Source organism: Brevibacillus fluminis (assembly GCF_052072235.1).
Classification (GTDB): Bacteria; Bacillota; Bacilli; order Brevibacillales; family Brevibacillaceae; genus Brevibacillus_D; species Brevibacillus_D fluminis_A.
In genome coordinates this window covers 3,373,930-3,400,123 of sequence record NZ_CM125436.1, presented here as the reverse complement: position 1 = coordinate 3,400,123, position 26,194 = coordinate 3,373,930, and the positions used below count along the sequence as shown (strand labels likewise).

The following is a 26,194-nucleotide window of genomic DNA, read 5'->3' as shown; positions in this document are numbered from 1 at the left end:
GGCGGATAACAAGAGGTGAATGCCGCATGGGGATGAACAAAACACGCACGAATCGCGTGGGTGAAGAAATTAAAAAGGAATTGAGCCTGCTTTTGCAACGGGGCTTGAAAGACCCGCGGATCGGATTCGTGACCGTGACAGGGGTCGAGGTGACATCTGATCTGCAGCAGGCAAAGGTGTACATCAGCGTGTTCGGCTCTGCTGAACAGCGCAGCGGCAGCCTGGCCGGCCTGCAAAAGGCAAAAGGATTCCTGCGCACGGAAATCGGTCGCCGCATCAAGCTGCGCCATGTGCCGGACCTCGTTTTTAAACTGGATGAATCCATCGATTACGGCAACAAGATTGAAAACATCCTGCGCGAAATCTCCACACCTGAAGGAGAGGTCAAGCATGAGCAAGAATGAGTATCAGCTCGCTCTGGAGGCTGCAGGGGCGTTCATGCGTGAATCCGAACGATTTCTGGTTGTATCCCATGTCAATCCTGACGGCGATACGACCAGTTCGGTTCTCGCCTGCGCCTTGCTGCTTGAGCAGCTGGGAAAAACATATGTGATTGTCAATGAAGGGGAGACGCCAGCTAAATTCGGGTATCTCCCTCGTTTTTCGCATATCCGGAATTTGCAAAAAGATGAAGTGGCGGAGCGGTTTTCTCACGTGATTGCGATCGACGCTGCGGATTCCAAGCGAATGGGGAATGTTCGTCATTTGTTTCACGATGATGCACGCATTCTCAATATCGACCATCATCCGACGAACGATGAGTTCGGGAACGTAAACGTCATTCGGACCAATGCTGCCGCTGCTGCGGAAATCATGTACGAGCTTGCGGTCGCGAACGATTTTACGCTCAATCCGGAATTGGCGGTTTGCTTTTACACCGGCCTTTTGACGGATACAGGGGGCTTCCGCTACTCGAACACCTCTCCGAATGTGCTCAAGATCGCCTCAGAGCTGCTGCAATACGGCTTGAAGCCAGGAGAGCTTGCAGAGCGCTGCTTGGAGGAGACGACGCTTGAACATATGCTCCTGCTGCGCCGTTCGCTGCAGACGCTGGCCATCACGCATGGGAAACAGGTCGCTTCGCTAAAGGTGACGCGCGAGGATTTGCGAACGACAGGTGCTACCAGCGAGGATGCGGGCGGTTTCGTGAACCATTGCCGCAATATCGAGGGCGTGGAAGTGGGCGTGTCCTTTTTTGAAACGGAGGCGGGCCATGTAAAAGTGAGCCTGCGCTCGCGAAGCCGCGTGGATGTGGCTGAAATCGCCAAACAGCTGGGAGGCGGCGGTCATGCGCGCGCTGCAGGATGCACGCTGACCGTTTCGATGGACGAGGCCGAACGTGTGGTGTACGAAAAATTACGTGAAGCGCTTGGAGTCGATTCGGATGAGTAATGTCAACGGAGTCATCGTCATAAACAAGGCGGCGGGAATGACGTCGCACGATTGCGTGATGCGTGTTCGCCGGCTGCTCGGGCAAAAGAAATCGGGCCATACGGGCACGCTCGACCCCGATGTAACCGGCGTGCTGCCCATCTGCCTGGGGCAGGGGACGCGCATCGTCGAATATTTGCAGGAGCTGCCGAAGGCATATGAAGTGACGATGCGAATCGGCAGCACGACGACGACGGAAGATGCGAGCGGCGAGGTCATTGAAGAGCAGAAGATTGCCGAGGGAAGCATTACCCGCGAACAGCTTGAAGAAGTGTTCGCGCGCTTTTTGGGCGAAATCGAACAGGTGCCGCCGATGTACTCGGCCGTAAAGGTGAACGGGAAGCGCCTGTATGATCTCGCCCGCGAAGGAATCGTGATCGAGCGTCAGGCGCGAAAAGTGAAAATTTATGATTTTGTGTTTCACGGTTTTCAGCATGCGGATGATGGCTACGACGTTTCGTTTCTTTGCCGCTGCTCGAAAGGGACATACATACGCACACTATGTGTTGACATGGGCGCCGCATTGGGATATCCTGCCCACATGGCACGCCTTATTCGGGTGGAAAGCGGGCCGTTTCGTCTGGAGCAGGCCGTGACCATCGAGCAGCTGGAAGCTGCTGTTGAGGCGGGAACAAGTGCGGATTTGATCATACCGGTTGCGGACGCGCTCAGCTTTTTGCCGAGCTATGAGGTTGCGCCTGCGCGGAAGAAAGCGGTCTTGAACGGACTGGAAACCGCGCTGCCGGGCTGCAAGGAGCCGGAGGGCAGCCTGATCAGGCTGCTGTCGGAAGGTCAACTTCTGGGCTTGCATCGCATCGCCGCCAATTCGCGTGGATTGGTTGCCAAACCAGAAAAAGTTTTTCAGGGTGAGGTGTAAGGATGAGAACCATAGAGCTTGCGTATCCGCTGCCGCAAACGATCGAATTTGAGCCGTGCGCGCTTGCGATCGGTTATTTTGACGGCGTCCATCTTGGACATAGCCGTGTGATCCAGAAGGCGATGGATGTCGCTCATCAAAAAGAACTGAAAAGCGCAGTCATGACATTTGATCCGCATCCGCGCGAAGTGCTGGGACGCTCAGGCTATACGCGGTATTTGACGCCGCTCGATGAAAAATTGGAGCAGTTCGAGAAGCTGGGTGTCGACATCGTGTATGTGATGAAGTTTGACATTCCGTTCTCATCGATCTATCCGGAGGAATTCATCAACGAATGCCTCCTGCCGTTGCAATGCCGGCATGTTGTCGTTGGCTTCGATTACACGTTCGGCTATCGCGGGACCGGCACCGCGCAAACGCTGCAGGAGATGAGCGCAGGGCGCTACGGAATCGACATTGTCGGTCCGGTCAATCGCTTGGGCGAAAAAGTTAGCAGCACCATCATACGTGAATATCTTCACAATGGTGATGTGGAGCAAGCGCGCCATTTGCTCGGCCGTCCTTACAAGGTGAAGGGCGTTGTCGTGCACGGTGACAAGCGTGGACGCACGATTGGCTTTCCTACCGCCAACGTCGCCGTAGACAAGCCGTATCTCATCGGCAAAAACGGCGTGTATGGCGTACGGATGCATGTCGGCGGCAAAGCGTACTACGGCGTCATGAACATTGGCATCAAACCGACTTTCGAGCTGGAGAAGAAAGAAAAGTCGCTCGAGGTCCACATGTTCGATTTCCATGACACCATCTATGGGGAGCGCGTCGAGGTGGAGCTGTTGTTCATGCTTCGCGACGAGCAAAAATTCGCCGGTGTTGAACCGCTGATTGCCCAAATCAAAAAGGATGTCGCCGAGGCGAAGGAAAAGCTGGCCACGCAGCGCTATTAAATTTTTCTCTATGGTCCTTTGCTTTTCCCAACTCTATGTGCTATAATTCGAGTGTTGTATAAATTTAACCACAGCTTGGCTGACCGACTCTCACCGGCGGCGGACTCGGCTGATGGGGATACTAATAGGAGGTGAGTCTCGATGGCATTGACAGCTGAACGCAAAACTCAACTGATTCAAGAGTATCGTACTCATGAAAATGACACTGGTTCGCCAGAAGTTCAAATTGCGATCTTGACCGAAAACATCAACAATTTGAACGCACATCTTCGCACACACAAGAAAGATCACCACAGCCGTCGTGGTCTTCTGAAAATGGTAGGACAACGCCGTAACCTGTTGGGCTACCTGAAAGATTCTGACGTAGCGCGTTACCGTACGCTTGTTGACAAACTCGGTCTGCGTCGTTAATCAGAGGTCGATTGAAAAAGCGGGAAATTCCCGCTTTTTCTTTTACGTGCGTTTCTTTTTTTGCTGAGGAATTTTACGTTTCCCCTTAGCAGGAAATAATACATAAAAGTAGAAAAAATTCATGTTACACATTGTTTGTAAGGAGGGCTGCTAAGTACATGGAAGAACAGGTACGTACATATGAATTTGAGCTGGCAGGCCGAACGCTGAAACTGGAGTTTGGCAAAATCGCGAAGCAAGCGCAAGGTTCTGTTCTCGTTCGTTACGGCGACACAGCAATCTTGTCCGCTGTCACAGTATCGAAAGAACCAAAGCCGCTCGATTTCTTTCCGTTGACGGTCAATTATGAAGAGCGTTTGTATGCAGTAGGAAAAATCCCGGGCGGTTTCATCAAACGGGAAGGACGTCCAAGCGAAAAAGCGATTTTGGCGAGCCGCTTGATCGACCGCCCGATCCGCCCGCTGTTCCCGGAAGGGTTCCGCAATGACGTCCAGGTCGTCAACACCGTATTGTCGGTGGATCAAGACTGCTCTCCGGAAATCGCGGCGATGATCGGTACTTCCGCAGCGCTGTGCGTTTCCGAAATTCCGTTTAACGGACCGATCGCGGGTGTGATCGTAGGCCGCATCGACGGCAAGCTGATCATTAACCCGACGGTTGCGGAAGCGGAAGCGAGCGACGTGCATTTGACCGTTGCCGGAACATACGATGCCATCAACATGGTTGAAGCTGGCGCCAACGAAGTGCCGGAAGAAGTCATGCTCGAGGCGATCATGTATGGTCACAGCGTGATCCAGCAGCTGGTTGAGTTCCAAAACAAGATTCAAAGCGAAATCGGCAAGCAAAAAATGAACGTGGTCCTGCATGCGGTCGATCCTGAGATCAATGCTGCCGTTCGTGATTTTGCCGAAGCGAAATTGAAAGAAGTCATCCGTATCGAAGAAAAGCAAGCGCGCTATGATGCGATCGATGCGGTCAATGCCGAGACACAGCAGCATTTTGCTGAGATTTATCCAGAGCAAACCAGCGTGATTGCGGAGATTTTGCACGACATCTTGAAAGAAGAAGTGCGCCGCCTGATTACGCATGAAAAAATCCGTCCGGATGGACGAGCTTTGGATGAGATTCGTCCGATCTCCTGCGAGGTTGGCATTTTGTCCCGTACACACGGTTCCGGCCTGTTCACGCGCGGACAAACGCAAGCGCTCAGCGTGTGCACGCTCGGAGCACTGGGTGACGTGCAAATCCTCGATGGCTTGGGCCTCGAAGAATCCAAACGCTTCATGCACCATTACAATTTCCCGCCGTACAGCGTAGGGGAAGCGAGACCGCTCCGCCCGCCTGGCCGCCGCGAAATCGGTCACGGTGCATTGGGAGAGCGCGCGATTGAGCCGATCATCCCATCCGAAACCGAATTCCCATATACGATCCGCCTCGTATCCGAGGTAGTCGAGTCGAACGGTTCGACGTCCCAGGCTTCCATTTGCGCAAGCGTGCTCGCACTGATGCAAGCAGGTGTACCGATCAAAGCGCCGGTAGCAGGTATTGCGATGGGCTTGATCATGGATGAGAAAGGCGAGAAATTCTCCATTTTGAGCGATATCCAAGGGATGGAAGACCATCTCGGCGATATGGACTTCAAGGTCGCGGGTACGGCAAACGGCGTCACCGCGCTGCAAATGGACATCAAGATCGAAGGAATTAACCGCGAGATCCTTGAGCAGGCGCTGACGCAAGCGAAAAAAGGCCGCATGCACATCCTGGGCAAAATGCTGGAAGTGATTTCCGAGCCGCGCAAAGAGCTGTCGCCATACGCGCCGAAGATCATGACAATGAGCATCAATCCGGAAAAAATCCGCGATGTCATCGGGCCACAAGGCCGCATCATCAACAAAATCATCGAAGAAACCGGCGTCAAAATCGATATCGAGCAAGATGGCCGCATCTTCATCGCATCGGTCAGCGCTGAAGCCAACCTGCGTGCGAAACAGATCATCGAAGATCTGGTGCGTGAAGTGGCGGTTGGACAAACGTATCTCGGTACGGTGAAACGCGTGGAGAAATACGGTGCCTTCGTCGAGCTGTTCGCAGGCAAAGAAGGTCTGTGCCATATTTCCCAGCTTGCAGAAGAGCGCGTAGCTAAGACGGAGGATGTTGTAGCGGTAGGCGACAAGATCATGGTCAAAGTCACCGAAATCGATGAGCAAGGCCGCGTCAACCTTTCCCGCAAAGCCGTGCTGAAAGAGCAGGCAGCCGCAGCGGCAGCAGCGGAACCAAAAGCTGAATAACTCAAAAGCAAAAAAGCTTGGTCACATGAAGAACCTCTTCGCGTACACAAGCTTTTTCTTTTTACTTCTATCTGTTTTCCCTCTCTCATATGGTGAAGTAGTAGACAAACTTGACAGGTACTGTTTGGGATGAGGGGAGCTTTCCGGATGAAGAAAAAACCGTATGCCATGTTGCTCGTGACAGGCTTTTGGGCACTGGTCCTGGTGCAGCTGCTCAGTTCGGCTCCAGTGGAACATTACGTGCAAACGGTCAAGCATCAGGCGACGAAAGTGGATCGGGCATTCACCCGTGAAGAGGAATTGCGCAACATGATCGAAGGCTGGCGGCAGACGATGGAAAAAAAGCCGATAAACGCTTCCTATGACGAATCGTGGAAGGCCGCAGTTCCAGGCTATAACGGTCGTTCGATCGATACGGAAGCATCGATCATACAAATGAAGATGACGGGCAAGACAACCCAGGATCAATTGATCTTTAAGGAAGTGGAGCCGGACGTATCGCTAGAAGAGGTGGGCGTGTACCCCATTTATCGCGGCAATCCGGAAAAGCCGGCGATTTCCTTCATGATCAATGTCGCGTGGGGCAACGAATACCTGGATTCGATCCTGAAAACGTTGGAAGCCAATCAAATCAAAACCACCTTTTTTCTCGATGGCTCATGGGTGCGCCGCAATCCGGAGCTTGCCAAAAAAATCGCTTCCTACGGGCATGAGATTGGCAATCATGCCTATTCGCATCCCGACATGAAGTTCATGAGCGATTATCAAATTCGCCAGGAAATCGGGAAAACGCAGCAAGTCATTGAAAAAACACTGGGGATCAAACCGAACCTTTTCGCGCCGCCCTCCGGCTCTTTCTCCTCGCAAGTAGTCAAGATCGCCAAGAATGATTTTCAGATGAAGACGATCCTGTGGAGTGCGGATACGATCGACTGGATGAAGCCTTCACCCGATGTCGTCATTCGCCGCATCGACGCCAAAATGGGGAAAGGGGTCATGATCTTGATGCACCCGACAGCCGTAACCGCGCAAAGCCTTCCTGCTTTGATCAAAATGGCGAAGCAAAGAGGACTGACTCCGACCACCGTGTCAGAGGTGATTTCCAGCAAACGGATCGATACGCCGTAAGAACCATGGAGTGTTGAGAAGCCCATTGAAGTTTGCTATAGTTAGACATGTTCTATCTATACATAACTGAAATCGGCATAATCGGATATGCGAGGCCATGGGCCCATATCATAGAGGAGGATTCTATGTGATACAACGATATACATGCGAAAATGGCGTACGCATCGTCACTGAAAAAATTTCGTCTGTCCGTTCCGTTGCGTTAGGCATCTGGGTTGGCACAGGTTCCAAATTCGAGCGCGAAGCGAACAATGGGATTTCTCACTTTTTGGAGCATATGTACTTCAAAGGGACAAAGACGCGCACAGCCAAACAAATCGCCGAGGCATTCGACGAAATCGGCGGCAATGTGAATGCGTTTACCTCGAAAGAGTATACGTGCTACTATGCACGCATTTTGGATACGCACGCGCCGATCGCGCTGGATATTCTTTCCGACATGTATTTTAACTCGGTATTCGATGCTGAGGAGCTGGAAAAAGAGAAGAACGTCGTCATTGAAGAGATCAGCATGTACGAGGACACGCCAGATGATCTGGTGCATGATCTGATCGCGCGCGCCTGCTATGGCGATCACCCGCTGGGGTATTCCATTTTAGGTACGGAAGACGTGCTGCGCAGCTTGCGACGAGACGATCTGCTTGACTACGTGGAGAAGCATTACATACCGGAACAAACCGTCATCACCGTCGCAGGAAACTTTGACGATCGTCTGATCGAGGAAATTAAGCAAAGGTTCTCCACCTTTACGCGTCAAGGCTCTGTCCACGAGCTGACGGTTCCGCAGTTTGTAGGCAGAACGATCACCCAGCACAAAGCGACCGAGCAAGCGCATTTTTGCCTTTCGCTCCCGGGCTACCAGGTGGGACATGAGGAGATTTATTCGCTGATCTTGCTGAACAATGTATTGGGAGGCAGCATGAGTTCCCGCCTGTTCCAGGAAATCAGGGAAGAGCGTGGCTTGGCATATTCCGTCTATTCGTACCATTCCGCTTACCAGGAAGCCGGCACGTTCACCGTTTATACTGGCACGGCGCCTGAGCATGTGGGCAAAGTGTTCGACATCGTGACGAATGTGCTGCACGACATCAGCGAAAAAGGAATCACGTCGCAAGAGCTGAACAAAGGCAAGGAGCAGCTGAAGGGCAGCCTCATGCTGAGCCTCGAATCGACGAACAGCCGGATGAGCCGCCTGGGGAAAAATGAACTTCTTCTCGGGCGCCATCTGAGCTTGGACGAGATCATCGCGCGGATCGATAAGGTCAATCATGACTCGATTTTGCAGGTTGCCCGCGACTTGTTCCGCTCGCCGCTCGGCATCGCCATGGTAAGCCCATTGGAGGAGCTGCCTGCTAACATCAACAGCACGATTTTGGTTCCATAATGGAGCTGCGAACAATCGGAAAAACCCGGCATAGACCGGGTTTTTTTTCGTATAGTGTAGCAAACTCAAAAGGGGGACGAATCATATGAGGCTAAGCGAGTTGTGCGGAAAAGAAATCATCGAGATGAATAACGGTGAAAAAATGGGGAGCATCGCTCAGTCCGACCTGGAAATCAATCCGGCTACCGGCGAAATCCACTCCATCTTGCTTCCCTTGACCTCCTCCTTTTGGCGATTTTCCAAAAAGAAAACCGACCTCGTCATCCCCTGGAAATCCATTTATAAAATCGGTCCGGATATGATCATCGTTGCCCTCCATCGCAGCCAAAATGTGATTGCAGAACGTGAATAAGGCGTTTGTCACCGAACGCACCCAAAGCGAATAGGATGGGGGTAGACCACAACTTTTTCATGTGATTTTCTTTACGAACGGGAAAAACCTTTGCGTTGTGAGGTTTTTTTGCAGTAAAATGTGTGGAAAGGGGAACACAGCATGCTAACGGGGATACATGTTGCTTTCATCGGTGGGGATGCCCGCCAGATTGAAGTCATCAAAAAATGCATTCAGCTGGATGCAATCGTCACATTGATCGGCTTCGACAATCTGGAGAGTATCTTCACGGGAGCAACCAAAAAACCTTTAACATGCGATGTGTTGAAAGACGTTGACGCACTGATTTTACCCATTGTCGGGACAGACGACAAAGGATTTGTGGAGAGCATCTTCTGCTCGAAACAGCTCCAGTTTCTCGATACACATGCCGCTTCATTGAAGAAGGATTGTGTCGTCTATACAGGCATGGCCAAACCATATCTCAGACAGCTGTTAGCCGATCAGGAAATCAAGCTGGTCGAACTGTTGAGTCGCGATGATGTAGCCATCTACAACTCCATTCCGACTGTGGAAGGAGCGCTGATGATGGCGATCCAGAATACGGATTTCACCATTCACGGCTCGCAGGTGATTGTGTTGGGATTTGGTCGGGTCGGTATGTCGATGGCCAGAACGCTGGACGCGTTAGGCGCGCGTGTCAGGGTAGGTGTTAAACGTCCGGAGCACATAGCACGTATCTATGAAATGGGCATTCAGCCCTTTCATCTGGATGAACTGAAGCAGCAGGTCGGAAATGTCGATATCCTATTTAACACGATCCCGCAGTTGATCGTGACAGCGGATGTAATCGCGCAGATGACCCAAACCGCCTTGATTATCGATTTAGCCTCTAAACCTGGAGGGACTGATTTCCGCTTTGCGGAGAAAAGAGGAATGAAAGCGCTCCTCGCACCTTCTTTGCCTGGAATTGTTGCGCCGCGAACCGCAGGACAGATTATCGCCAACACATTGTCCCGCCTGATAGCCGAACAATCCAGCATCCAAAAGGAGGAATCCGTATGAGCGACCTGCAGGGGAAAACGATTGGTTTCGGATTATCCGGCTCGCATTGCACGTTTGAAGAAACGATGCCGCAGATTCAGCGGCTCAAAGATGCAGGAGCACGTGTTATTCCGATTGTTTCCAATACACTGATGACGACTGACACCCGTTTCGGGACATCGGCATCATGGCAGCAAAAGTTGCGGGATTTGACCGGTGAAGAGCTGATCTCCACCATTCCCGCCGCAGAACCGCTTGGACCGTCCAAACTGCTTGATGTGATGGTGATCGCACCGTGCACGGGCAGCACCACCAGCCGACTGGCCAATGCCATTACAGATAGCGCTGTGTTAATGGCAGCCAAGGCGACGATGCGGAACTTGCGCCCGTTGGTGCTGGCGATCTCCACCAATGACGGATTGGGCTTGAATGCAGCGAATATCGCGAAGCTTTTGGCAGCCAAGAATATTTACTTTGTTCCATTCGGCCAAGATGCGCCAGACAAGAAACCCAACTCGTTGGTGGCGCGGATGGAGTTGCTGAAAGAGACGTGCGAAGCCGCGCTCGACGGCAAACAGTTACAACCCTTACTTATAGAGAGGTTTAACTACTAATTATTGCTTATACGCGATAGGAGGAGCTTTAGAGATGCAGAACCAGAAAAAGGTGAATGTTGCTGTTGTTGGAGCAACAGGTGCAGTAGGTCAACAAATGATTTCTTTGTTAGAACAGCGTGATTTCCCGATCAATCAACTGAAGCTGCTGGCTTCCGGCCGTTCCGCCGGCAAGACGGTCAATTTTAAAGGGCAAGATGTTGTGATTGAGGAAGCGACACCGGATAGCTTTGCAGGAGTGGACTATGCGCTCTTCTCTGCTGGCGGTTCGATCAGTAAAGAGCTGGCTCCGCATGCCGTGCGCCATGGCGCTGTCGTCATCGACAACACGAGCGCTTTCCGCATGGACCCTGAGGTACCGCTTGTCGTGCCGGAAGTGAACATGGATGCGGCACACCAACACAAAGGAATCATCGCAAATCCGAACTGCTCCACCATCCAAATGGTCGCAGCTCTGAAGCCTCTCTACGATCGCTTTGGAATTGACCGCATCATCGTATCGACCTACCAAGCCGTATCCGGTGCAGGGCAGTCCGCAATCAACGAGCTGCAAGAGCAATCCCGGGACATCTTGGATGGCAAAGAAGCGAAAGCAAACGTGTTGCCTGTGAGCAAACTGCCAGTGCACCATCAAATCGCCTACAACGCGATTCCGCAGATCGATGTGTTCACAGACAACGGATTCACCTATGAAGAAATGAAAATGGTCAACGAGACCAAAAAAATTCTCGGCGATGACACCGTCAATGTTTCTGCAACATGCGTGCGCATTCCTGTCATTTATGGTCACAGCGAATCCGTTTATGTAGAGCTGAAACAGGACTACGATCTTGCTGAAGTGAAACAGCTGCTAAGCGATGCACCTGGTGTTGTCCTGCAGGATTCGCCAGAAGAACAGGTTTATCCGCTGGCGACTGAAGCCGCTGGTAAGCTGGATGTGTTCGTCGGTCGTGTACGCCGTGACCTGCACCATCCGCGCGGTTTGCACATGTGGATCGTATCTGACAACCTGCTGAAGGGTGCGGCATGGAATACCGTACAAATTGCAGAGGAATTAATTAAAGCACAGCAATAGGAGAGAGGCTCAATGAGAATTCTCGTCCAAAAGTTCGGAGGTTCCTCGCTTACGACGGCGGATTGCCGCAACCGGGCAATCCGGCACATCGAGAGAGCGTTGACAGAAGGGTATTCGCTGGTCGTAGTCGTTTCCGCTATGGGGAGAAAAGGGGAGCCGTATGCGACAGATACGCTCCTTGAACTCGTTTCCAGCAACGGCAATTCGCTGCCCAAGCGCGAAACGGATATGCTTTTGCACACGGGGGAAATTATTTCTGCAAGTGTGCTTGTAAGCATGCTGAATCAGCGAGGCATCGAGTCCATCATTTTAACGGGCGGACAGGCGAACATTGTGACGACGGATGACTATTCCAACGCACAGATATTGTCCATCGACGGTACCCGCATCAAACGGGAACTGGAAGGTGGAAAAGTTGTGGTCGTCCCCGGTTTTCAGGGACGAACCGAGGATTGGGAAATCACCACATTGGGGCGCGGCGGCAGTGATACGACAGCCACCGCGCTCGGTGTTGCCCTTGAAGCAGAAATGGTGGATATCTTCACTGACGTGGAAGGCATCATGACGGCTGACCCACGGCTTGTGGCTGACGCCAAGCCGCTCGACACCGTCACTTATACGGAAATTTGCAACATGGCACATCTCGGCGCGAAGGTGATCCACCCGCGCGCTGTTGAAATTGCCATGCAAACAAACGTACCGATCCGCGTCAGGTCTACGTTTTCCGATGACCCCGGAACGTTGGTCACGAGCATTAACGAGCTGAACGACCCTCATCATCATGTGAGGGATCGTCTGGTGGTCGGGATTGCGCATGTGGCCAACATCACGCAAATCAAAGTGTTTGCGAAGGATGGTCAATACGACACGCAGCTACAGGTCTTTAAAGCAATGGCGAATCACGGAATCAGCGTCGATTTTATCAATGTAAACCCGCGCGGCGTCGCGTATACGGTCCATGACCAAATGGCCGATAAAGCGACCGCGATTTTAACTGCGATGGATTATGAACCTGTCGTCATGCCGCATTGTGCCAAAGTCTCCGTTATCGGAGCCGGAATAGCCGGCGTTCCTGGAGTTATGGCACAAATCGTGGAAGCATTGACGAAAGAGGATATTCAAATACTCCAATCAGCCGATTCGCACACAACCATATGGGTGCTTGTGCCCGAAGCGGATATGGCAAAAGCAGTACGGGCATTACATCAGCAGTTTAAGCTGCATCTGTCACGCTGATCTCTCGGTTCCCGGGTGTTACGCTACCATGAAAGGAATGAATGAAATTGGCACGATTTGGGCGACTCCTTACCGCCATGGTAACCCCCTTTAACGACCAACTGGAGATCGATTACAAACGAACAGAGCAGTTGATAGATCATTTGTTGGCAAATGGTTCAGACGGTTTGGTTGTGAGCGGAACAACAGGTGAATCTCCGACCTTGACGAAAACAGAAAAACTGGAACTGTTCCGGCACGTCGTTTCTTATGTGAATGGACGCTGCCCCGTTATTGCAGGTACGGGCAGCAATGATACCGCATCGAGCATCGAACTGACCAAAGCGGCGGAAGAAACCGGTGTAGATGCCATCATGCTGGTGGCTCCTTATTACAGCCGCACCTCCCAGGAAGGGCTGTATCAGCACTTCAAGGCAGTAGCGGAAGCTACCAAGCTCCCGGTGATGCTCTACAACGTACCGGGTCGCGCTGCGGTCAATATGACGGCGCAAACAACGCTGCGACTGGCACAACTGCCGAATGTCGTTTGCATCAAAGAAGCGTCTGGAAACCTGTCGCAAATTGCAACGATTATCGAACATGCGCCGGAAGGCTTTGAAGTATATAGCGGGGATGATGGTTTGACACTTCCGATCTTGGCAGTCGGTGGAGTAGGACTGGTCAGCGTGGCGAGCCATGTAGTGGGTTCGGAGCTGGCAGACATGATCCACGCATATTTTGAAAAAGACAACGAGCGTGCGGCTTCACTGCATCGCAAATTGCTGCCGGTGATGGAGGGCTTGTTCGCTTATCCAAGTCCGACACCGACAAAGGTCGCCTTGGAAAAAATCGGCGTTCCTGTCGGCGGCGTGCGGTTGCCTCTCGTCGAGTTGAACGAACAAGAGCGCGATTTCGTATTCTCGCTTTTGAAATAAGCAAGAAGTGGGAAAGAGCTGTCCTCGGACGGCTCTTTTTTGTGCCATCCATCTGTTTGCGTCAATCCGTTTTTTGCTTGTGTTATCGTTTTGTTTTCGGATATAATGAGGGTAAGTGATTTGGGGCGGTCTTTGTAATGCAGTAACGCAACGAATTATAGGAGGTTTCTTTTTTGGCAAAGGTTACTAATCGAGTTCTCATTTTCGCACTGGGCGGAGTGGGCGAAATTGGGAAAAATATGTACGTCATCGAGAGCGACGATGATATTGTCGTGATCGATGCGGGTTTGAAATTCCCAGAAGAGGAAATGCTGGGGATTGACATGGTGATTCCCGATATCACCTATTTGCTTGAACATCGGGATCGAGTGCGCGGGATTATCATCACACATGGACACGAGGATCACATTGGCGGTCTGAGCTACGTCCTGAAACACTTGAATGTACCCGTATACGCAACCAAACTCACCTTAGGTCTCATTGATGCAAAATTGAAAGAAGCGGGTATACTAGGGGATACCAAGCGAATCCTGATTAACAGTGAGTCGGAAATTACGCTTGGTTCCATGAAAGCGACGTTTTTCCGTACAAACCATAGTATTCCAGATACCGTGGGCGTATGCGTAGAAACACCGGAAGGGTATGTCGTTCATACCGGTGACTTCAAGTTTGACCAGACACCAGTCAATGGACAAGCAGCAGATTTGGCAAAAATGGCTTTGATCGGAGAACGCGGCGTGCTTTGCCTGTTGTCCGATTCCACCAATGCCGAGCGTCCGGGCTTTACCGGATCAGAGCGTTCGGTAGGTGAGGCCATCAAGGATGTATTCAATCGTGCACCGGGACGAATTATCGTCTCCACGTTCGCATCCAATGTGCATCGGATTCAGCAAGTGTTCGATGCCGCGATGCTTTTCAACCGAAAAGTAGCGGTAGTGGGCCGGAGCATGGTAAACGTAATCAACATCAGCAAAGACTTGGGCTATCTTCACGTACCGGAAGGCGTTATTGTGGATACGGATGAAATCAACAAGCTCGCTGCTGATCGAGTCGTCATTTTATCAACTGGAAGTCAAGGAGAGCCGATGTCGGCACTCACACGCATGGCCCGATCCGCCCATCGGAAAGTCGATATCCTTCCAGGGGATACCGTGATCATTGCAGCAACACCGATTCCAGGCAACGAAAAGTACATCTCCCGCACCATCGATCAGCTGTACCGTATCGGCGCAGATGTGATTTATGGCGGTCATGGACCGAGCGGACCTGTACACGTGTCTGGTCACGGAAGTCAGGAAGAGCTGCGCTTGATGCTCAACCTGATGAGACCCAAATATTTCATCCCGATTCACGGCGAGTATCGCATGCTCAGAATGCATGGGATCCTGGCGGAACAGGTGGGAGTGCCGGAAGAAAACATTTTCCTGTTGGATAACGGGGATACGGTTGAATTCGCAGGTGGCAAAGCCCGCTATGGTCCGAAAGTGCATTCCGGCAACGTGCTGATCGATGGACTCGGCGTTGGGGATGTAGGAAATATCGTATTGCGCGATCGAAAATTACTGTCTCAGGACGGAATTCTGGTCGTTGTCGTTACGCTCAGCAAACAAAACGGTACGATCCTGTCGGGTCCTGACATCATTTCGCGCGGCTTTGTGTATGTTCGCGAATCGGAAGAACTGTTGGATGAAGCGAATCGTATTGTCACCCAAACACTTGTAAAATGCATGGAAGAAAACGTAAACGAATGGTCATCGCTGAAAAATAATGTGAAGGATACGTTGGGACGCTACTTGTATGAACAAACGCGTCGCCGCCCGATGATTTTGCCGATCATTATGGAAGTGTGACTGGAAAAGAAGCCGGACTGAAACAGGTCCGGTTTTTTACTATGTACGAAAAGAAGCATCTGGACGCGGTGCAATCCAGATGCTTCCAACGATTTATTTGATTCGTGCGTATTCGGAAACTTGTGCGGCTACGTCAATCAAGGCTTCGAAGCCCATGAAAGTTTGATAACCGATCATTGGCAGTGCGAATGCAAACAGCAATACCTCTCCGAAAATTTTAAACATTGTGTTTTCCTCCTTGTTAAATAAAGTCAGGGGCGGAAAAACAATGTGACAGGGTATGGATCACCATCGAGATCGGAGCGAATCGTTAACACATGATACAAGGGTGCAAGTGACGGATAGCGTTCAACCAAAACCGGGTTGATGTTCTTTTCATACGCCTGTTTCAGCACGATCGTAGTACGGGATGCAGGAAGTTGCACCCGACCGATCACGATGAACGGAGCAACCGCACCACACAGGAAGACGAACCACGAGATGAGCTCGTCAAAACTGACGTAGAGCAAAAGATCTTCCATGACGAGTCAACCCCCTTCCTGTAGTGGTTCCTAGTGTACACCCGGACAAAACGTATAGGCAATACGTAAAAGTTTTTTTATAGTATACGAATGGTCTTAAATAAAGTTTCACCCAAAGTGAAAAACCTGTTGGAATAGGCGTCTTCGCTTGATGGGAAAAGGAAAATAAAATTTAAGTGGCTGAAGAATGGAGACTGCTGTTTTGGATTGTACGCTGAAAACGACCATGTGATTCGCCGAGGTGGTACTGGTAGAGGGCGTCCGTATCTTTCAGCATGTTTCCGGTCAGAATGCAGAGGGCAGATTCCTCTTTATCGATGACATTCGTTTCGATTAAGGCACGCAGTCCGGCGATCGTTGCGGCAGAAGCCGGTTCACAACCGATTCCGGATTGATCAACCATCGCTTTCGCATCCAAAATTTCCTCGTCAGAGACCGCGATTGTCACACCGTTTGTAGCTTCAATCATGCGCAGTGCTTTTTTCCAACTGGGCGGATTCCCGATGTTGAGCGCGGAGGCAACCGTTTGTGGTGACGGTTCGGGCTCTAACGCATCAAGCTTTTGCACGACCATTCGGTGAAACGGGCTTGCGCCAACGGCTTGCACGATCGCAACCCGGGGGAGCTTATCGATGAAACCGAGCGTGTAGAGATCGTGAAGCCCTTTTCCCAAGGCGGTCGCATTGCTTAAAGCTCCGCCCGGAACGACGATCCAATCAGGCAGCTTCCATTCCAGCGTATGAGCAATTTCATAAATGATGCTTTTTTGTCCTTCAATTCGCATCGGGTTAACGGAATTGCACACATATAGACCGAGTTCTTCTGCGTGGTCGCACAAAAAGCGAATCCCGTCATCATACGTGCCGTCAAAACGGATCACATTCGCACCATAGGCCAACGTCTGTAATACTTTGTTTTGCGAGATGCGGTCTTGCGGAACATACACGTAAGACTCACCGTCTGCAAGCGCTGCATACATGGCCAGTGACGATGAGGTGTTTCCGGTCGAACTGCACGCGAATCGCGAAAATCCGAGGGAACGTCCGTGCGACACAGCAACCGTCATTCCATTGTCTTTAAAGAAACCGCTCGGGTTTTCACTTTGTGCTTTCACATAAAGCTGTTGAATCCCTGAGTATGACTGGAGTTTTTCCGATGTATACAAGCCAGTGTTCCCTTCATATTTGGTCGTAATGAAACGATCCTCCAGTTCAGGGAAGATCAGCTCTTTATACCGCCAGACCCCGCTTCGAACGGCGTTGTTCGCAAGGATAGCCTTTGATTAAAAACGTGCTTCAGTTGTTCAGCATCTGATCCACATGCGCAGCACCGGTCTGTAAGAAGGAAACGAAGCGATGAGAAAAGCCGAACCTCCCACTTTCGAGAAGTTCGGCTTTTTCATTTCTTACCGGTACTGCTGTTGCGGCTGGTGCTGGTCACCAACCTCGATGCTTTGCAGTTTCCCTTTCACTTTTTCGGTTTGGATCTGATAATCCTTTATCACTTCTGTTAAAACAGCCACCGATTCTTTCAGTTCATCATTGCTACTGATATGGTCGATTGCCCGGTGGATATGCATGATCTTGTCTTCGGTGGTTCTAAGGAACTCGACCAATTGCATGCCGTTCATGACTGTTCACCTCAATTCGTTTATTACTAATGTGTTTCTTTGAATCAGGGGATATGCATGCAGTTGTTGCCGAAACTTCAGGAGTGAAAAAACGAGCTGCATGGATAGGGTGCCCAAAGGTGGAGGTGCATTATTTCTGGCAGGCAATCCATACTATGTAGGACAGCAAAGGAGGTACCTACATGCCGAACAATGAGTTCCCGCCGCACCTGAACACCTTGCATCCGATGAATCGCCAAGGTCAGGAGCAGCCGCAACAGCCAGGGACATCTGATGAAGGAGCTGGCACTGACGATTCCAAGAAACGGATTCTCGATACCATTACACAGCTTGGGCAAACAAATGTGCCGCAGCTGGAAAGCAATATTTACTGCCTGACCATCATCGGTCAGGTGGAGGGGCACATCCAGCTTCCCCCGCAAAACAAAACGACGAAATATGAGCATCTGATCCCGCAGTTGGTAGCAGCCGAGCAAAATGCCAAAATTGAAGGCGTGCTCGTCATTTTGAATACGGTAGGCGGTGATGTGGAAGCCGGGCTGGCGTTGGCCGAAATCATTTCCTCCCTGTCGAAGCCGGTTGTAACGCTCGTATTGGGCGGTGGACATAGCATCGGGGTGCCGATCGCGGTATCGGGCGATTACTCGATGATCACGGAGACGGCAACGATGACGATCCATCCGATTCGCTTGACGGGATTGGTGATCGGCGTTCCACAAACGTTTGAATATCTGGATAAAATGCAGGATCGGGTTGTCCAGTTCGTTTCGCGGCATTCCAATATTACGGAAGAGCAGTTCAAAGACTTGATGCTGCGCACGGGAGAGCTGAGCCGCGATATCGGGACGAACGTAATCGGCGCGGATGCGGTCAAGTACGGACTGATTGATGAAGTAGGGGGCTTGGGCAAAGCGTTGGCCAAGCTGAACGAACTGATTGCGAAGCGCAAAGAGGAGAAGATTCTGCAATGATCATGTATACGACGATGCCGCTGGAATACATTTTTGAAAACCAGGAAGCAGTGGAAAAGCAGAGCGTGCAAGAGCTTTCGTTTGGCGATGTGACGATGATGGTTGAACCAACCGGGACGTTTGAAGGAAAAATCATTCGCCTCATCAGTCCCAATCCGCAAGATTATTTGAATCCGCGCTTTGCGCCTGGACAAAAAATTTATTTTCGTCCGGATTTGGGTGGATAAAAGCGGAGCTGCGGCAAACGGATCAGACAGCAAATGTTTCTTACCAAAAACACCCGGTCGCTCTGACGGGTGTTTTTTGCAGTTCCAAAAACAAAGCCAACCAACAAATTTTTTTATTTGCATTCAAGGTCTTTCATTCGTTAAAATATAAGAACATACATTCTGTGGACAAAACTTCCATTGCGGGTGCAGCAAGAACGAACCCGCATCTATGCATGCGAGCGGTTCATTTCGAGCAAAACTAGGGAGAATTCCAGTCATTTGGCACTGGTCATGAAGGAACAGCTTGTGAGGATCGATCGAGTGTCCCCATCATTTTTCGACCCGATTTGTCGGCATGATGTCCTGTATTTCTTTTATTTTCCTGTGCTATACTTGAAATTAGGCTTGCTGCAGCAAGGGTTTTGCTGCGCAGATTTCAGTAGAATGAAAAGGAGGCGTGCCAGTGAGAAAAGAGAAACACCCGCCTAAACCGGCATGGTCCTCGGTAGTCAAGGTAGAGCTTATCGGATTGGTAATCATCGCTGTTTCTTTAATCGGCTTGCTGGAAAGCGGCTGGCTGGGCAAACACGTGCTTGCGTTCCTCTTTCGATTTTTTGCAGGCTCCTGGGATTTCGTTTTGCCGATCATCATGATTGCCGTCGCCATACATATGATGTTCACCCGTAAAATGCCGCGGATAACGCCTCAGCTGTTCGGGACGCTGCTGATTTTGCTTGGCATTTTGATGTGGGACCATTTGCTGCTTTATAAAATGGTAACCGCTGACGGCAAATATGCCGATCAGAATATGATCCGGGCAACATGGGACCGTTTGCTGATGGACCAAAGCCAAAAAGTATCGACGACCGGCGTTGGGGGCGGCATGACAGGAGCGGTGTTCTTCACCATCAGCAACGCATTGGTTGGCACGGTCGGTACCGGCCTGATCATCGTGCTGCTGTTCCTGATTGGGGTCATGTTCTTGCTCAAGCTGTCCTACGTGGATATTCTGCTCTTCATCCGAACCAAGTGTTCTGAAAGCTATCGCAAAATCAAAGAGTCGGTGAAGGATTCTGTCCAGCTGCTGCAGGAAGAGTCGGAAAAACGCAAGCAACAGTCGGCGGAACGTGCTGCAGCCAAAAAAGAAGACAACCAGAAAAAGCCGATTGCCATCCAGGACACCTTCCAGTCGTATGACGATGCGCATGTAGACGAAGAGGAGCCAGTGGAAGAATCCCAGGCGGCACAGCTTGTCATCCACGATTTTGCCGATCGTCTCATCGAAGAGGCGCGAGCGGAAGGGCAAGACCGAAAGCCGCAGGCAGAGCAAAAAGCCAAATCAGCGGCAGATCCATCGCTTGAAGCCGACGATGCGTTGTTCGCTGACATTGAAATTAAGGAGCATATTGAAGCAAAACCGTACATCATGCCGGGTCTTTCGATGCTGCAACGGCTGAAGACACATGTGTCGGGCAAAGAGACGGATTTGCAGTCCAATGCGGACAAGCTGGTACAGACGCTGAAAAGCTTTGGTGTGCAGGCATCCGTATCCGCAGTACACCGTGGACCGGCGGTAACACGTTATGAAGTACAGCCTGCAACCGGTGTGAAAGTAAGCAGAATCGTCAGCCTTACCGACGACCTGGCACTTGCGCTCGCGGCGAAAGACATTCGGATCGAGGCCCCCATTCCAGGGAAATCGGCGATCGGGATCGAGGTCCCGAATTCGGAGGTAGCGGTCGTTTCTCTGCGGGAAGTGCTGGAGGAAGGGAAGTACAAAGACTCGCCGGCAAAACTGACGACCGCCCTTGGGCGCGACATCTCCGGGGAACCGATTGTCGCGGACTTGGCGAAAATGCCCCACTTGCTGGTAGCGGGGGCGACAGGAAGCGGAAAATCGGTATGCATCAACGGCTTGATCATGAGCATCTTGTTCAAGGCAACCCCTGATGAAGTGAAGCTGATGATGATCGACCCGAAAATGGTCGAATTGAACGTATACAACGGGATTCCCCATCTGCTCGCACCGGTCGTCACGGACCCGCGCAGAGCATCCGTTGCGCTGAAAAAAGTCGTGAGCGAAATGGAAAGACGCTACAACCTGTTCGCCAAAAACGGAAGCCGTAACATTGAGATGTACAACCAAATGATCCGCGAGCAGGAAGGACACGCAGCCGCTCTTCCCTATATCGTCGTAATCGTCGATGAGTTGGCGGACCTGATGATGGTTGCGCCAGGGGAAGTCGAGGATGCGATTTGCCGGTTGGCACAGATGGCTCGCGCTGCAGGCATCCACTTGATCATCGCGACCCAGCGCCCATCGGTTGATGTCATCACCGGTGTCATCAAAGCCAACATTCCTTCGCGCATCGCGTTTGGCGTATCGTCCATGGCGGATTCCCGCACCATTTTGGACATGGGAGGCGCAGAAAAATTGCTCGGTCGTGGCGACATGCTGTACTTGCCAATGGGCGCTTCCAAACCGACCCGGGTGCAAGGGGCGTTTGTTTCCGACAAAGAGGTGGAAGAGGTTGTCCGCTTTGTCAAAGAGCAGCAGGAAGCAACGTACCAGTCAGAGATGATACCGGAAGAGACCGAAGAAGAAAACAAAACGGTTGTCGATGACGATTTGTTTGACCAAGCGGTGCAAATTGTTGCGGAAGGCCAAACTGCGTCGGCTTCTCTGCTCCAGCGCCGTCTGCGCATCGGCTATACCCGGGCAGCGCGATTGATCGACATCATGGAAGCCAAAGGAATTGTCGGCCCGTATGAAGGAAGCAAGCCGCGTGAGGTGCGAATTCCACGCCCGGCGAATATCGAGACGAATATTTCATAATGAAAACGACCAGCAGCCGATTCAACACAATCAGCTGCTGGTTCCTTTTTTCGTGCAAAAATGTGCGCCACAACCCGTTGTTCATTGCAAAAAATTTCATTGATTTCTACGGAAAGCGCGTATATAATCGGAAATGTGGAAACGGTTACACAATACTTGTTTCTTTTTTTTAACCAGGGTGTAACCGATTACAGATACGGGTGGGGCATAGCAGATGGCAACCATTAAAGATGTGGCGAAACGAGCCGGGGTATCAGTCGCTACGGTATCACGCGTACTGAACAAGAATGGGTATGTGAATCAGGAGACGGAGCTGCGGGTGCTGGCTGCAATCGATGAGCTGGAGTATCAGCCGAATCTTGTGGCGCGCACCCTTGCGAACAAACGGTCGGGGACGATTGCCTTGATCCTGCCTGACATCACGAACCCTTTCTTTCCAGAATTGGCCAGGGCGATCGAGGATGTCGCTCGTTCCCACCAATATACGGTTATTTTATGCAATTCTGACGATCAGTTTGCCAGAGAAATTTCGTATGTGGAACTGCTAGCCCAGAGGTACATTGAAGGGATCATTTTTGCCTCCAACACCCTTTCTACCGAAGACATCATGCGTTTAAAAAATCAGAAGCTGCCGATGGTTGTACTTGACCGCGCGCTTGACTACGGCTACTGCAACGTTGTCCGCTGCAATAACTATCTCGGAGCCAAGATGGCAGTCGATCATTTGCTGTCGATTGGCTGTCAAAAAATTGCCCATATTTCGGGGGCAGCTCCTTTCATTACGGCGATGGAACGTTTGCGCGGCTATGAAGATCGTATTCGTACATACGAATGGTTTTCGCCAGATTTGACGGAGCCCGGACATTTTACCTTGGAGGGTGGACGGCAGGCGACACTCGAACTGCTGAGGCGCCATCCGGATTTGGACGGAATCTTTGCCGGAAACGATCTGATGGCGATCGGTGCATTGAAGGCATTGCGGCAACTGGGCATTGAAGTCCCCAAACAGGTGTCGATCTGCGGATTCGATGGAATTGCGTTGACGGAAATAACAGAACCGGAGCTTACGACAGTGGCCCAACCCATTTATGAAATGGGAGCTACGGCTGCCAAGCTGTTGTTTGCGGAGATTCAGGGGACGCTAGAAAACAAACAAGTCTATGAACTGGATGTTTCACTGATACAGAGAGCATCGACGGAAAGGAGCGGAGATGTTGTCGAACCCCAAAATAGTGGTCGTAGGTAGCTTGAATATGGATATCGTGGTGGAGACCGATGTCATCCCTATGCAGGGAGAGACCGTGCTCGGCCAGCAGGCGCATTTCATCCCAGGAGGAAAAGGGGCGAATCAGGCCGTCGCTTTGGCGCGCCTCGGCGCTGACGTACAGATGATCGGCGCTGTAGGAACGGACTCTTTCGGGAAAGATTTACTCCATGCCTTGCAAAGAGAAGGCATCTCTTTGGATGGAATCAAACAGGAAGATGGTGTCGCGACGGGAATCGCGATCATCCAGCTTTGCCAAAAAGACAATCGTATTACCGTAGTGCCAGGTGCGAATCACCGAGTGCTGCCAAGCGACGTGGATCGCCACGAATCGCTGATTGCTGCTGCGGATTTGGTCCTGCTGCAAATGGAAATTCCGCTGCCGACTGTGGTGCAGGCAGCCGGAATTGCCAAGCGCTACGGGAAAACGGTCATTTTGAACCCGGCACCGGCGCAAGTGCTGCCGGAGGGGCTGCTTGCGCAAATTGATTACATCACACCAAACAAAAGCGAGTTGGACGTCTTGGCTGGCAATGAGGGCCGAGACCAAAAAGGTTTGGAAGAAAGCGTTGCGCAAATGTTTGCCCAAGGGGCAAAATATGTCATTACAACGCTTGGGGCAAATGGTGTGGCTTTCGCTGGAAATGGCATCCCTTTGACGACCTGTCCGAGCTATGCAGTAGAAGTGGTGGACACGACTGGTGCGGGTGATGCGTTCAACGCAGGGCTTGCCTATTCCATCGCGACGGGAGCGAATCTTGCTGATGCGGCAAATTTTGCCAGCCGTGTCGCGGCATTGTCCGTCACAAAGCTGGGTGCGCAGGCCGGTATGCCGACGTTGGATGAGGTTATGACAAAGGGGATGTGTCTCGATGAGAAAGTTTCTGATTGATACAGATACGGCTTCAGATGACGCGATCGCGTTGATCATGGCACTGCGCGAGCCGACCATTCAAGTGGAAGCGATCACGGTTGTTTGCGGGAATCTGTCCGTGGACCAGGCGGTGAAAAACGCGCTTAACACCATCGAGGCTGTCAATTCCTATGCTCCGCCGGTTTATCGTGGCATGCACAAGCCGATCATGCGAGAGTTATTCACGTCAGAGTACGTTCATGGAAGCGACGGCATGGGCAATATGCATCTTCCAGCCCCCGCGGGAAAACCGGAAGACATGCATGCCATTGATGCAATCATTCATCATATCATGGCGAATCCGCATGAACTTGAAGTGGTAACACTCGGCCCGATGACCAATCTCGCTCTTGCCTATTTGAAAGAGCCGCGCATCGCCGAGTATGTCAAGCGCGTTATCGTTATGGGCGGACAAGGATTGGGTCCGGGCAATGTTACGCCTGTCGCCGAATTCAACTTTTACGTGGATGCTGAAGCCGTGGAGATTGTGCTGCAATCGGGCATGCCGCTGACTTTTGTCGGCTGGGATGTCAGCATGGGCAAAACGTTCATTGACGAGGGGGATATGGAGCGAATCGCCGCTTTGCAAACGCCGCTTGCTAAATTTGCGCTTTCCTGCACAAAAGTGCTGCAGGAGCACAATTTGTCCCAATATGGAAGGCGCGGCTTTGACTTGCCTGATCCAACGGCGATGGCTGTAGCGATTTGGCCCGATATGGTTTGTGCTGCATTCGAGACATACGGGTACATGGAGACGAAAAGCGAGCAAACATACGGACAATTGATCATTGATCGATTCCATGTTCATCAAAAGCCGGCGAATGTGACCATTTGCCAAGAAATCGACGCGGATCGTTTCAAGCAGAAACTGCTGGAATTGTTGTCCTAACATTGCGCAACGTCCAAGTTTTTGCATCATATTCATAACAGGCATACTGTACTTTTTTAAGCAAATGCTAACAGTATACCATTTGCAAGCAGACGCACGAACATCGTCTTGTCCTTGTCGTGCGCAAAAACAGTATCCGATTCCATGGATAAAAAATTATTGCTTGCACAAATCTTCTTAGATAGGGTAAAATTTCAAGCGTTCATAGGTATTTGCGGAAATTGGCGAGAATACTTGTTAGACTCGCTTGCAATTTCATGAACAACAATTCAATGGGGGTATCAGAGGATGAAAAAAATCGTTTCCGTTCTCTCCGTTGCAACACTCAGCCTTTCCTTGCTGTTGGCTGGCTGTGGCGGAAAGACAAATGAAGCTGCGCCATCCGGCAATGGACAAGCACCAGCTGCTGGCGGTTCCAGCATCACAGCAAAAATCGGTATGGTTACAGACGTTGGCGGCGTGAACGACAACTCCTTTAACCAAAGCGCATGGGAAGGTCTTTCCAAACTGAAGACTGACCTGAAGCTGTCTGATGAGCAAGTAAAATACTTGCAATCCACTGGTGACGCTGACTACGTTCCAAACCTGACCCAGTTTGTAAAAGACAAATGGGATCTGACTTGGGGGATCGGCTTCATGATGGCAGACTCCGTCAAAAAAGTAGCCGATGAAAACAAAGACGCGAAACTGGCGATCATTGACGCTGAAGTACAAGCGCCAAACGTGGAATCCGTTCTGTTCAAAGAGCAGGAAGGTTCTTTCCTGGTTGGGGTTGTAGCAGCTTCCATGACAAAATCCAACAAAGTTGGTTTCGTTGGCGGCGTGGACATCCCGGTTATCAAACGCTTTGAAGCTGGCTTTAAAGCGGGCGTAAAAGCAGTAAAACCGGATGCCAAAGTAATCACCATCTACACAGGTGCTTTCGACAAACCTGATATGGGTAAATCCGCAGCTTCCCAAATTTACGGTCAAGGCGCGGACATCATTTTCCACGCTGCTGGTTCTACTGGCGACGGCGTGTTTAATGAAGCGAAAGACCGCAAAGCAAAAGGCGAAAACGTATGGGTAATCGGTGTAGACAAAGACCAATCCCTGACTTTCGGCGATGATGTAACCCTGACTTCCATGGTGAAACGCGTAGACGAAGCGGTTTACCGCGTGTCCAAAGATCTGACTGAAGGTAAATTCGATGGCGGCAAAACAACTCTGCTCGGTCTGAAAGAAGACGGCGTAGGCTTGCCAGAAACATCGAAGAAAAACGTTCCGGAAGACGTTCTGAAAAAAGTAGAAGAGTTCAAAACAAAAATCGTCAATGGCGAAATCACTGTGCCAGACAAACCTGAGTAATTGATGTGTGTCGTTTTACAAAAGACAAGGCTAGTCGTTTGAACTAGCCTTGTCTTTCCTTCCTAAGCCAAAAATGATAACCCATAA

The 26,194-nt window shown here is 51.0% G+C and carries 25 protein-coding genes and 1 pseudogene; 22 read left to right on the top strand and 4 right to left on the bottom strand.

Going from position 1 to position 26,194, the window contains the following annotated elements:
- The first annotated feature begins 32 nt into the window (after positions 1 to 32).
- From rbfA to ACTID9_RS16825, 15 genes are all read left to right on the top strand, one after another.
- Positions 33 to 404, top strand: coding sequence for a 30S ribosome-binding factor RbfA (gene rbfA / locus ACTID9_RS16895; RefSeq protein WP_441072627.1), 372 nt, complete (start codon positions 33 to 35; stop codon positions 402 to 404).
- Positions 391 to 1,392: a DHH family phosphoesterase gene (locus tag ACTID9_RS16890; protein ID WP_441065797.1), complete on the top strand. Its 1,002-nt coding sequence runs from the start codon at positions 391 to 393 to the stop codon at positions 1,390 to 1,392. Before rbfA ends, ACTID9_RS16890 begins: the two co-directional genes overlap by 14 nt.
- Positions 1,385 to 2,308, top strand: a complete 924-nt coding sequence (gene truB / locus ACTID9_RS16885; RefSeq protein WP_441065795.1) for a tRNA pseudouridine(55) synthase TruB — start codon at positions 1,385 to 1,387, stop codon at positions 2,306 to 2,308. The genes ACTID9_RS16890 and truB overlap by 8 nt, the downstream gene beginning before the upstream one ends.
- A gap of 2 nt (positions 2,309 to 2,310) precedes the next feature.
- Entirely contained in the window at positions 2,311 to 3,252 is a 942-nt protein-coding gene (locus ACTID9_RS16880) for a bifunctional riboflavin kinase/FAD synthetase (protein ID WP_441065793.1), read from the top strand.
- Between the two features lie 141 nt (positions 3,253 to 3,393).
- Positions 3,394 to 3,663: a 30S ribosomal protein S15 gene (gene rpsO, locus ACTID9_RS16875; protein ID WP_122916492.1), complete on the top strand. Its 270-nt coding sequence runs from the start codon at positions 3,394 to 3,396 to the stop codon at positions 3,661 to 3,663.
- Positions 3,664 to 3,821: 158 nt separating this feature from the next.
- A complete protein-coding gene (locus tag ACTID9_RS16870) occupies positions 3,822 to 5,951 on the top strand; it encodes a polyribonucleotide nucleotidyltransferase (RefSeq protein WP_441065790.1) in 2,130 nt (709 codons plus the stop codon).
- 147 nt (positions 5,952 to 6,098) lie between these two features.
- On the top strand, positions 6,099 to 7,079 hold the full coding sequence (locus ACTID9_RS16865; protein WP_441065788.1) for a polysaccharide deacetylase family protein: 981 nt from the start codon (positions 6,099 to 6,101) through the stop codon (positions 7,077 to 7,079).
- 127 nt (positions 7,080 to 7,206) lie between these two features.
- The gene (locus ACTID9_RS16860; RefSeq protein WP_441065786.1) at positions 7,207 to 8,463 is read left to right on the top strand and encodes a M16 family metallopeptidase; all 1,257 of its coding nucleotides are present in this window, start codon (positions 7,207 to 7,209) and stop codon (positions 8,461 to 8,463) included.
- Positions 8,464 to 8,548: 85 nt separating this feature from the next.
- The gene (locus ACTID9_RS16855; RefSeq protein WP_441065785.1) at positions 8,549 to 8,815 is read left to right on the top strand and encodes a YlmC/YmxH family sporulation protein; all 267 of its coding nucleotides are present in this window, start codon (positions 8,549 to 8,551) and stop codon (positions 8,813 to 8,815) included.
- A 141-nt stretch (positions 8,816 to 8,956) separates the two neighbouring features.
- Positions 8,957 to 9,859 carry a dipicolinate synthase subunit DpsA gene (gene dpsA / locus ACTID9_RS16850; RefSeq protein WP_441065783.1) on the top strand — a complete coding sequence of 301 codons (903 nt, stop codon included), beginning with the start codon at positions 8,957 to 8,959 and terminating at the stop codon, positions 9,857 to 9,859.
- The gene (locus ACTID9_RS16845) at positions 9,856 to 10,452 is read left to right on the top strand and encodes a dipicolinate synthase subunit B (protein ID WP_441065781.1); all 597 of its coding nucleotides are present in this window, start codon (positions 9,856 to 9,858) and stop codon (positions 10,450 to 10,452) included. Before dpsA ends, ACTID9_RS16845 begins: the two co-directional genes overlap by 4 nt.
- 34 nt (positions 10,453 to 10,486) lie before the next feature.
- Complete coding sequence (locus ACTID9_RS16840) at positions 10,487 to 11,527, top strand: aspartate-semialdehyde dehydrogenase (RefSeq protein ID WP_441065779.1); 1,041 nt, start codon at positions 10,487 to 10,489, stop codon at positions 11,525 to 11,527.
- Positions 11,528 to 11,539: 12 nt separating this feature from the next.
- Positions 11,540 to 12,763, top strand: coding sequence for an aspartate kinase (dapG, locus tag ACTID9_RS16835; protein ID WP_441065777.1), 1,224 nt, complete (start codon positions 11,540 to 11,542; stop codon positions 12,761 to 12,763).
- 47 nt (positions 12,764 to 12,810) lie between these two features.
- Entirely contained in the window at positions 12,811 to 13,677 is an 867-nt protein-coding gene (gene dapA / locus ACTID9_RS16830) for a 4-hydroxy-tetrahydrodipicolinate synthase (protein WP_441065775.1), read from the top strand.
- Positions 13,678 to 13,850: 173 nt separating this feature from the next.
- Positions 13,851 to 15,527 carry a ribonuclease J gene (locus ACTID9_RS16825; protein WP_441065773.1) on the top strand — a complete coding sequence of 559 codons (1,677 nt, stop codon included), beginning with the start codon at positions 13,851 to 13,853 and terminating at the stop codon, positions 15,525 to 15,527.
- Between the two features lie 93 nt (positions 15,528 to 15,620).
- On the opposite strand, the gene ACTID9_RS16820 is transcribed toward ACTID9_RS16825, so the two are convergent.
- The 4 genes and pseudogenes from ACTID9_RS16820 to ACTID9_RS16805 all read right to left on the bottom strand — a co-directional run bounded on the left by ACTID9_RS16820 (position 15,621) and on the right by ACTID9_RS16805 (position 17,678).
- Positions 15,621 to 15,752, bottom strand: coding sequence for a hypothetical protein (locus ACTID9_RS16820; protein WP_441065771.1), 132 nt, complete (start codon positions 15,750 to 15,752; stop codon positions 15,621 to 15,623).
- 26 nt (positions 15,753 to 15,778) lie between these two features.
- Positions 15,779 to 16,048 (bottom strand): hypothetical protein, encoded by a 270-nt coding sequence (locus ACTID9_RS16815; protein WP_441065769.1) that lies wholly within the window; start codon positions 16,046 to 16,048, stop codon positions 15,779 to 15,781.
- Between the two features lie 172 nt (positions 16,049 to 16,220).
- A pseudogene (thrC, locus tag ACTID9_RS16810) lies at positions 16,221 to 17,374 on the bottom strand (threonine synthase); the annotation flags it as partial.
- A 79-nt stretch (positions 17,375 to 17,453) separates the two neighbouring features.
- Positions 17,454 to 17,678 (bottom strand): hypothetical protein, encoded by a 225-nt coding sequence (locus ACTID9_RS16805; RefSeq protein WP_441065768.1) that lies wholly within the window; start codon positions 17,676 to 17,678, stop codon positions 17,454 to 17,456.
- A gap of 182 nt (positions 17,679 to 17,860) precedes the next feature.
- Here ACTID9_RS16805 and ACTID9_RS16800 point away from each other — a divergent pair, with 182 nt between their 5' ends.
- The 7 genes from ACTID9_RS16800 to ACTID9_RS16770 all read left to right on the top strand — a co-directional run bounded on the left by ACTID9_RS16800 (position 17,861) and on the right by ACTID9_RS16770 (position 26,107).
- Complete coding sequence (locus ACTID9_RS16800) at positions 17,861 to 18,649, top strand: ClpP family protease (RefSeq protein WP_441065766.1); 789 nt, start codon at positions 17,861 to 17,863, stop codon at positions 18,647 to 18,649.
- Positions 18,646 to 18,876 (top strand): YlzJ-like family protein, encoded by a 231-nt coding sequence (locus ACTID9_RS16795; RefSeq protein ID WP_441065764.1) that lies wholly within the window; start codon positions 18,646 to 18,648, stop codon positions 18,874 to 18,876. The genes ACTID9_RS16800 and ACTID9_RS16795 overlap by 4 nt, the downstream gene beginning before the upstream one ends.
- 439 nt (positions 18,877 to 19,315) lie before the next feature.
- Positions 19,316 to 21,694 carry a DNA translocase FtsK gene (locus ACTID9_RS16790; protein ID WP_441065762.1) on the top strand — a complete coding sequence of 793 codons (2,379 nt, stop codon included), beginning with the start codon at positions 19,316 to 19,318 and terminating at the stop codon, positions 21,692 to 21,694.
- 214 nt (positions 21,695 to 21,908) lie between these two features.
- Positions 21,909 to 22,940 (top strand): LacI family DNA-binding transcriptional regulator, encoded by a 1,032-nt coding sequence (locus ACTID9_RS16785; protein ID WP_441065760.1) that lies wholly within the window; start codon positions 21,909 to 21,911, stop codon positions 22,938 to 22,940.
- 7 nt (positions 22,941 to 22,947) lie between these two features.
- Positions 22,948 to 23,850, top strand: coding sequence for a ribokinase (gene rbsK, locus ACTID9_RS16780; protein WP_441065759.1), 903 nt, complete (start codon positions 22,948 to 22,950; stop codon positions 23,848 to 23,850).
- Positions 23,831 to 24,760 carry a nucleoside hydrolase gene (locus ACTID9_RS16775; protein ID WP_441065757.1) on the top strand — a complete coding sequence of 310 codons (930 nt, stop codon included), beginning with the start codon at positions 23,831 to 23,833 and terminating at the stop codon, positions 24,758 to 24,760. The genes rbsK and ACTID9_RS16775 overlap by 20 nt, the downstream gene beginning before the upstream one ends.
- 288 nt (positions 24,761 to 25,048) lie before the next feature.
- Positions 25,049 to 26,107 (top strand): BMP family lipoprotein, encoded by a 1,059-nt coding sequence (locus ACTID9_RS16770; protein ID WP_441065755.1) that lies wholly within the window; start codon positions 25,049 to 25,051, stop codon positions 26,105 to 26,107.
- Positions 26,108 to 26,194 lie beyond the last annotated feature (87 nt).

Bases quoted from the DNA above. Each gene is read 5' to 3' on its own strand.
- rpsO (WP_122916492.1), top strand. From the start codon at position 3,394: ATGGCATTGACAGCTGAACGCAAAACTCAACTGATTCAAGAGTATCGT.
- ACTID9_RS16880 (WP_441065793.1), top strand. From the start codon at position 2,311: ATGAGAACCATAGAGCTTGCGTATCCGCTGCCGCAAACGATCGAATTT.
- ACTID9_RS16775 (WP_441065757.1), top strand. From the start codon at position 23,831: ATGAGAAAGTTTCTGATTGATACAGATACGGCTTCAGATGACGCGATC.
- dpsA (WP_441065783.1), top strand. From the start codon at position 8,957: ATGCTAACGGGGATACATGTTGCTTTCATCGGTGGGGATGCCCGCCAG.
- ACTID9_RS16770 (WP_441065755.1), top strand. From the start codon at position 25,049: ATGAAAAAAATCGTTTCCGTTCTCTCCGTTGCAACACTCAGCCTTTCC.
- ACTID9_RS16805 (WP_441065768.1), bottom strand. From the start codon at position 17,678: ATGAACGGCATGCAATTGGTCGAGTTCCTTAGAACCACCGAAGACAAG.
- dapG (WP_441065777.1), top strand. From the start codon at position 11,540: ATGAGAATTCTCGTCCAAAAGTTCGGAGGTTCCTCGCTTACGACGGCG.
- ACTID9_RS16840 (WP_441065779.1), top strand. From the start codon at position 10,487: ATGCAGAACCAGAAAAAGGTGAATGTTGCTGTTGTTGGAGCAACAGGT.
- truB (WP_441065795.1), top strand. From the start codon at position 1,385: ATGAGTAATGTCAACGGAGTCATCGTCATAAACAAGGCGGCGGGAATG.
- ACTID9_RS16865 (WP_441065788.1), top strand. From the start codon at position 6,099: ATGAAGAAAAAACCGTATGCCATGTTGCTCGTGACAGGCTTTTGGGCA.
- ACTID9_RS16785 (WP_441065760.1), top strand. From the start codon at position 21,909: ATGGCAACCATTAAAGATGTGGCGAAACGAGCCGGGGTATCAGTCGCT.
- ACTID9_RS16870 (WP_441065790.1), top strand. From the start codon at position 3,822: ATGGAAGAACAGGTACGTACATATGAATTTGAGCTGGCAGGCCGAACG.
- ACTID9_RS16820 (WP_441065771.1), bottom strand. From the start codon at position 15,752: ATGTTTAAAATTTTCGGAGAGGTATTGCTGTTTGCATTCGCACTGCCA.
- rbfA (WP_441072627.1), top strand. From the start codon at position 33: ATGAACAAAACACGCACGAATCGCGTGGGTGAAGAAATTAAAAAGGAA.
- ACTID9_RS16845 (WP_441065781.1), top strand. From the start codon at position 9,856: ATGAGCGACCTGCAGGGGAAAACGATTGGTTTCGGATTATCCGGCTCG.
- ACTID9_RS16815 (WP_441065769.1), bottom strand. From the start codon at position 16,048: ATGGAAGATCTTTTGCTCTACGTCAGTTTTGACGAGCTCATCTCGTGG.
- ACTID9_RS16855 (WP_441065785.1), top strand. From the start codon at position 8,549: ATGAGGCTAAGCGAGTTGTGCGGAAAAGAAATCATCGAGATGAATAAC.
- ACTID9_RS16800 (WP_441065766.1), top strand. From the start codon at position 17,861: ATGCCGAACAATGAGTTCCCGCCGCACCTGAACACCTTGCATCCGATG.
- ACTID9_RS16890 (WP_441065797.1), top strand. From the start codon at position 391: ATGAGCAAGAATGAGTATCAGCTCGCTCTGGAGGCTGCAGGGGCGTTC.
- ACTID9_RS16795 (WP_441065764.1), top strand. From the start codon at position 18,646: ATGATCATGTATACGACGATGCCGCTGGAATACATTTTTGAAAACCAG.
- rbsK (WP_441065759.1), top strand. From the start codon at position 22,948: ATGGATATCGTGGTGGAGACCGATGTCATCCCTATGCAGGGAGAGACC.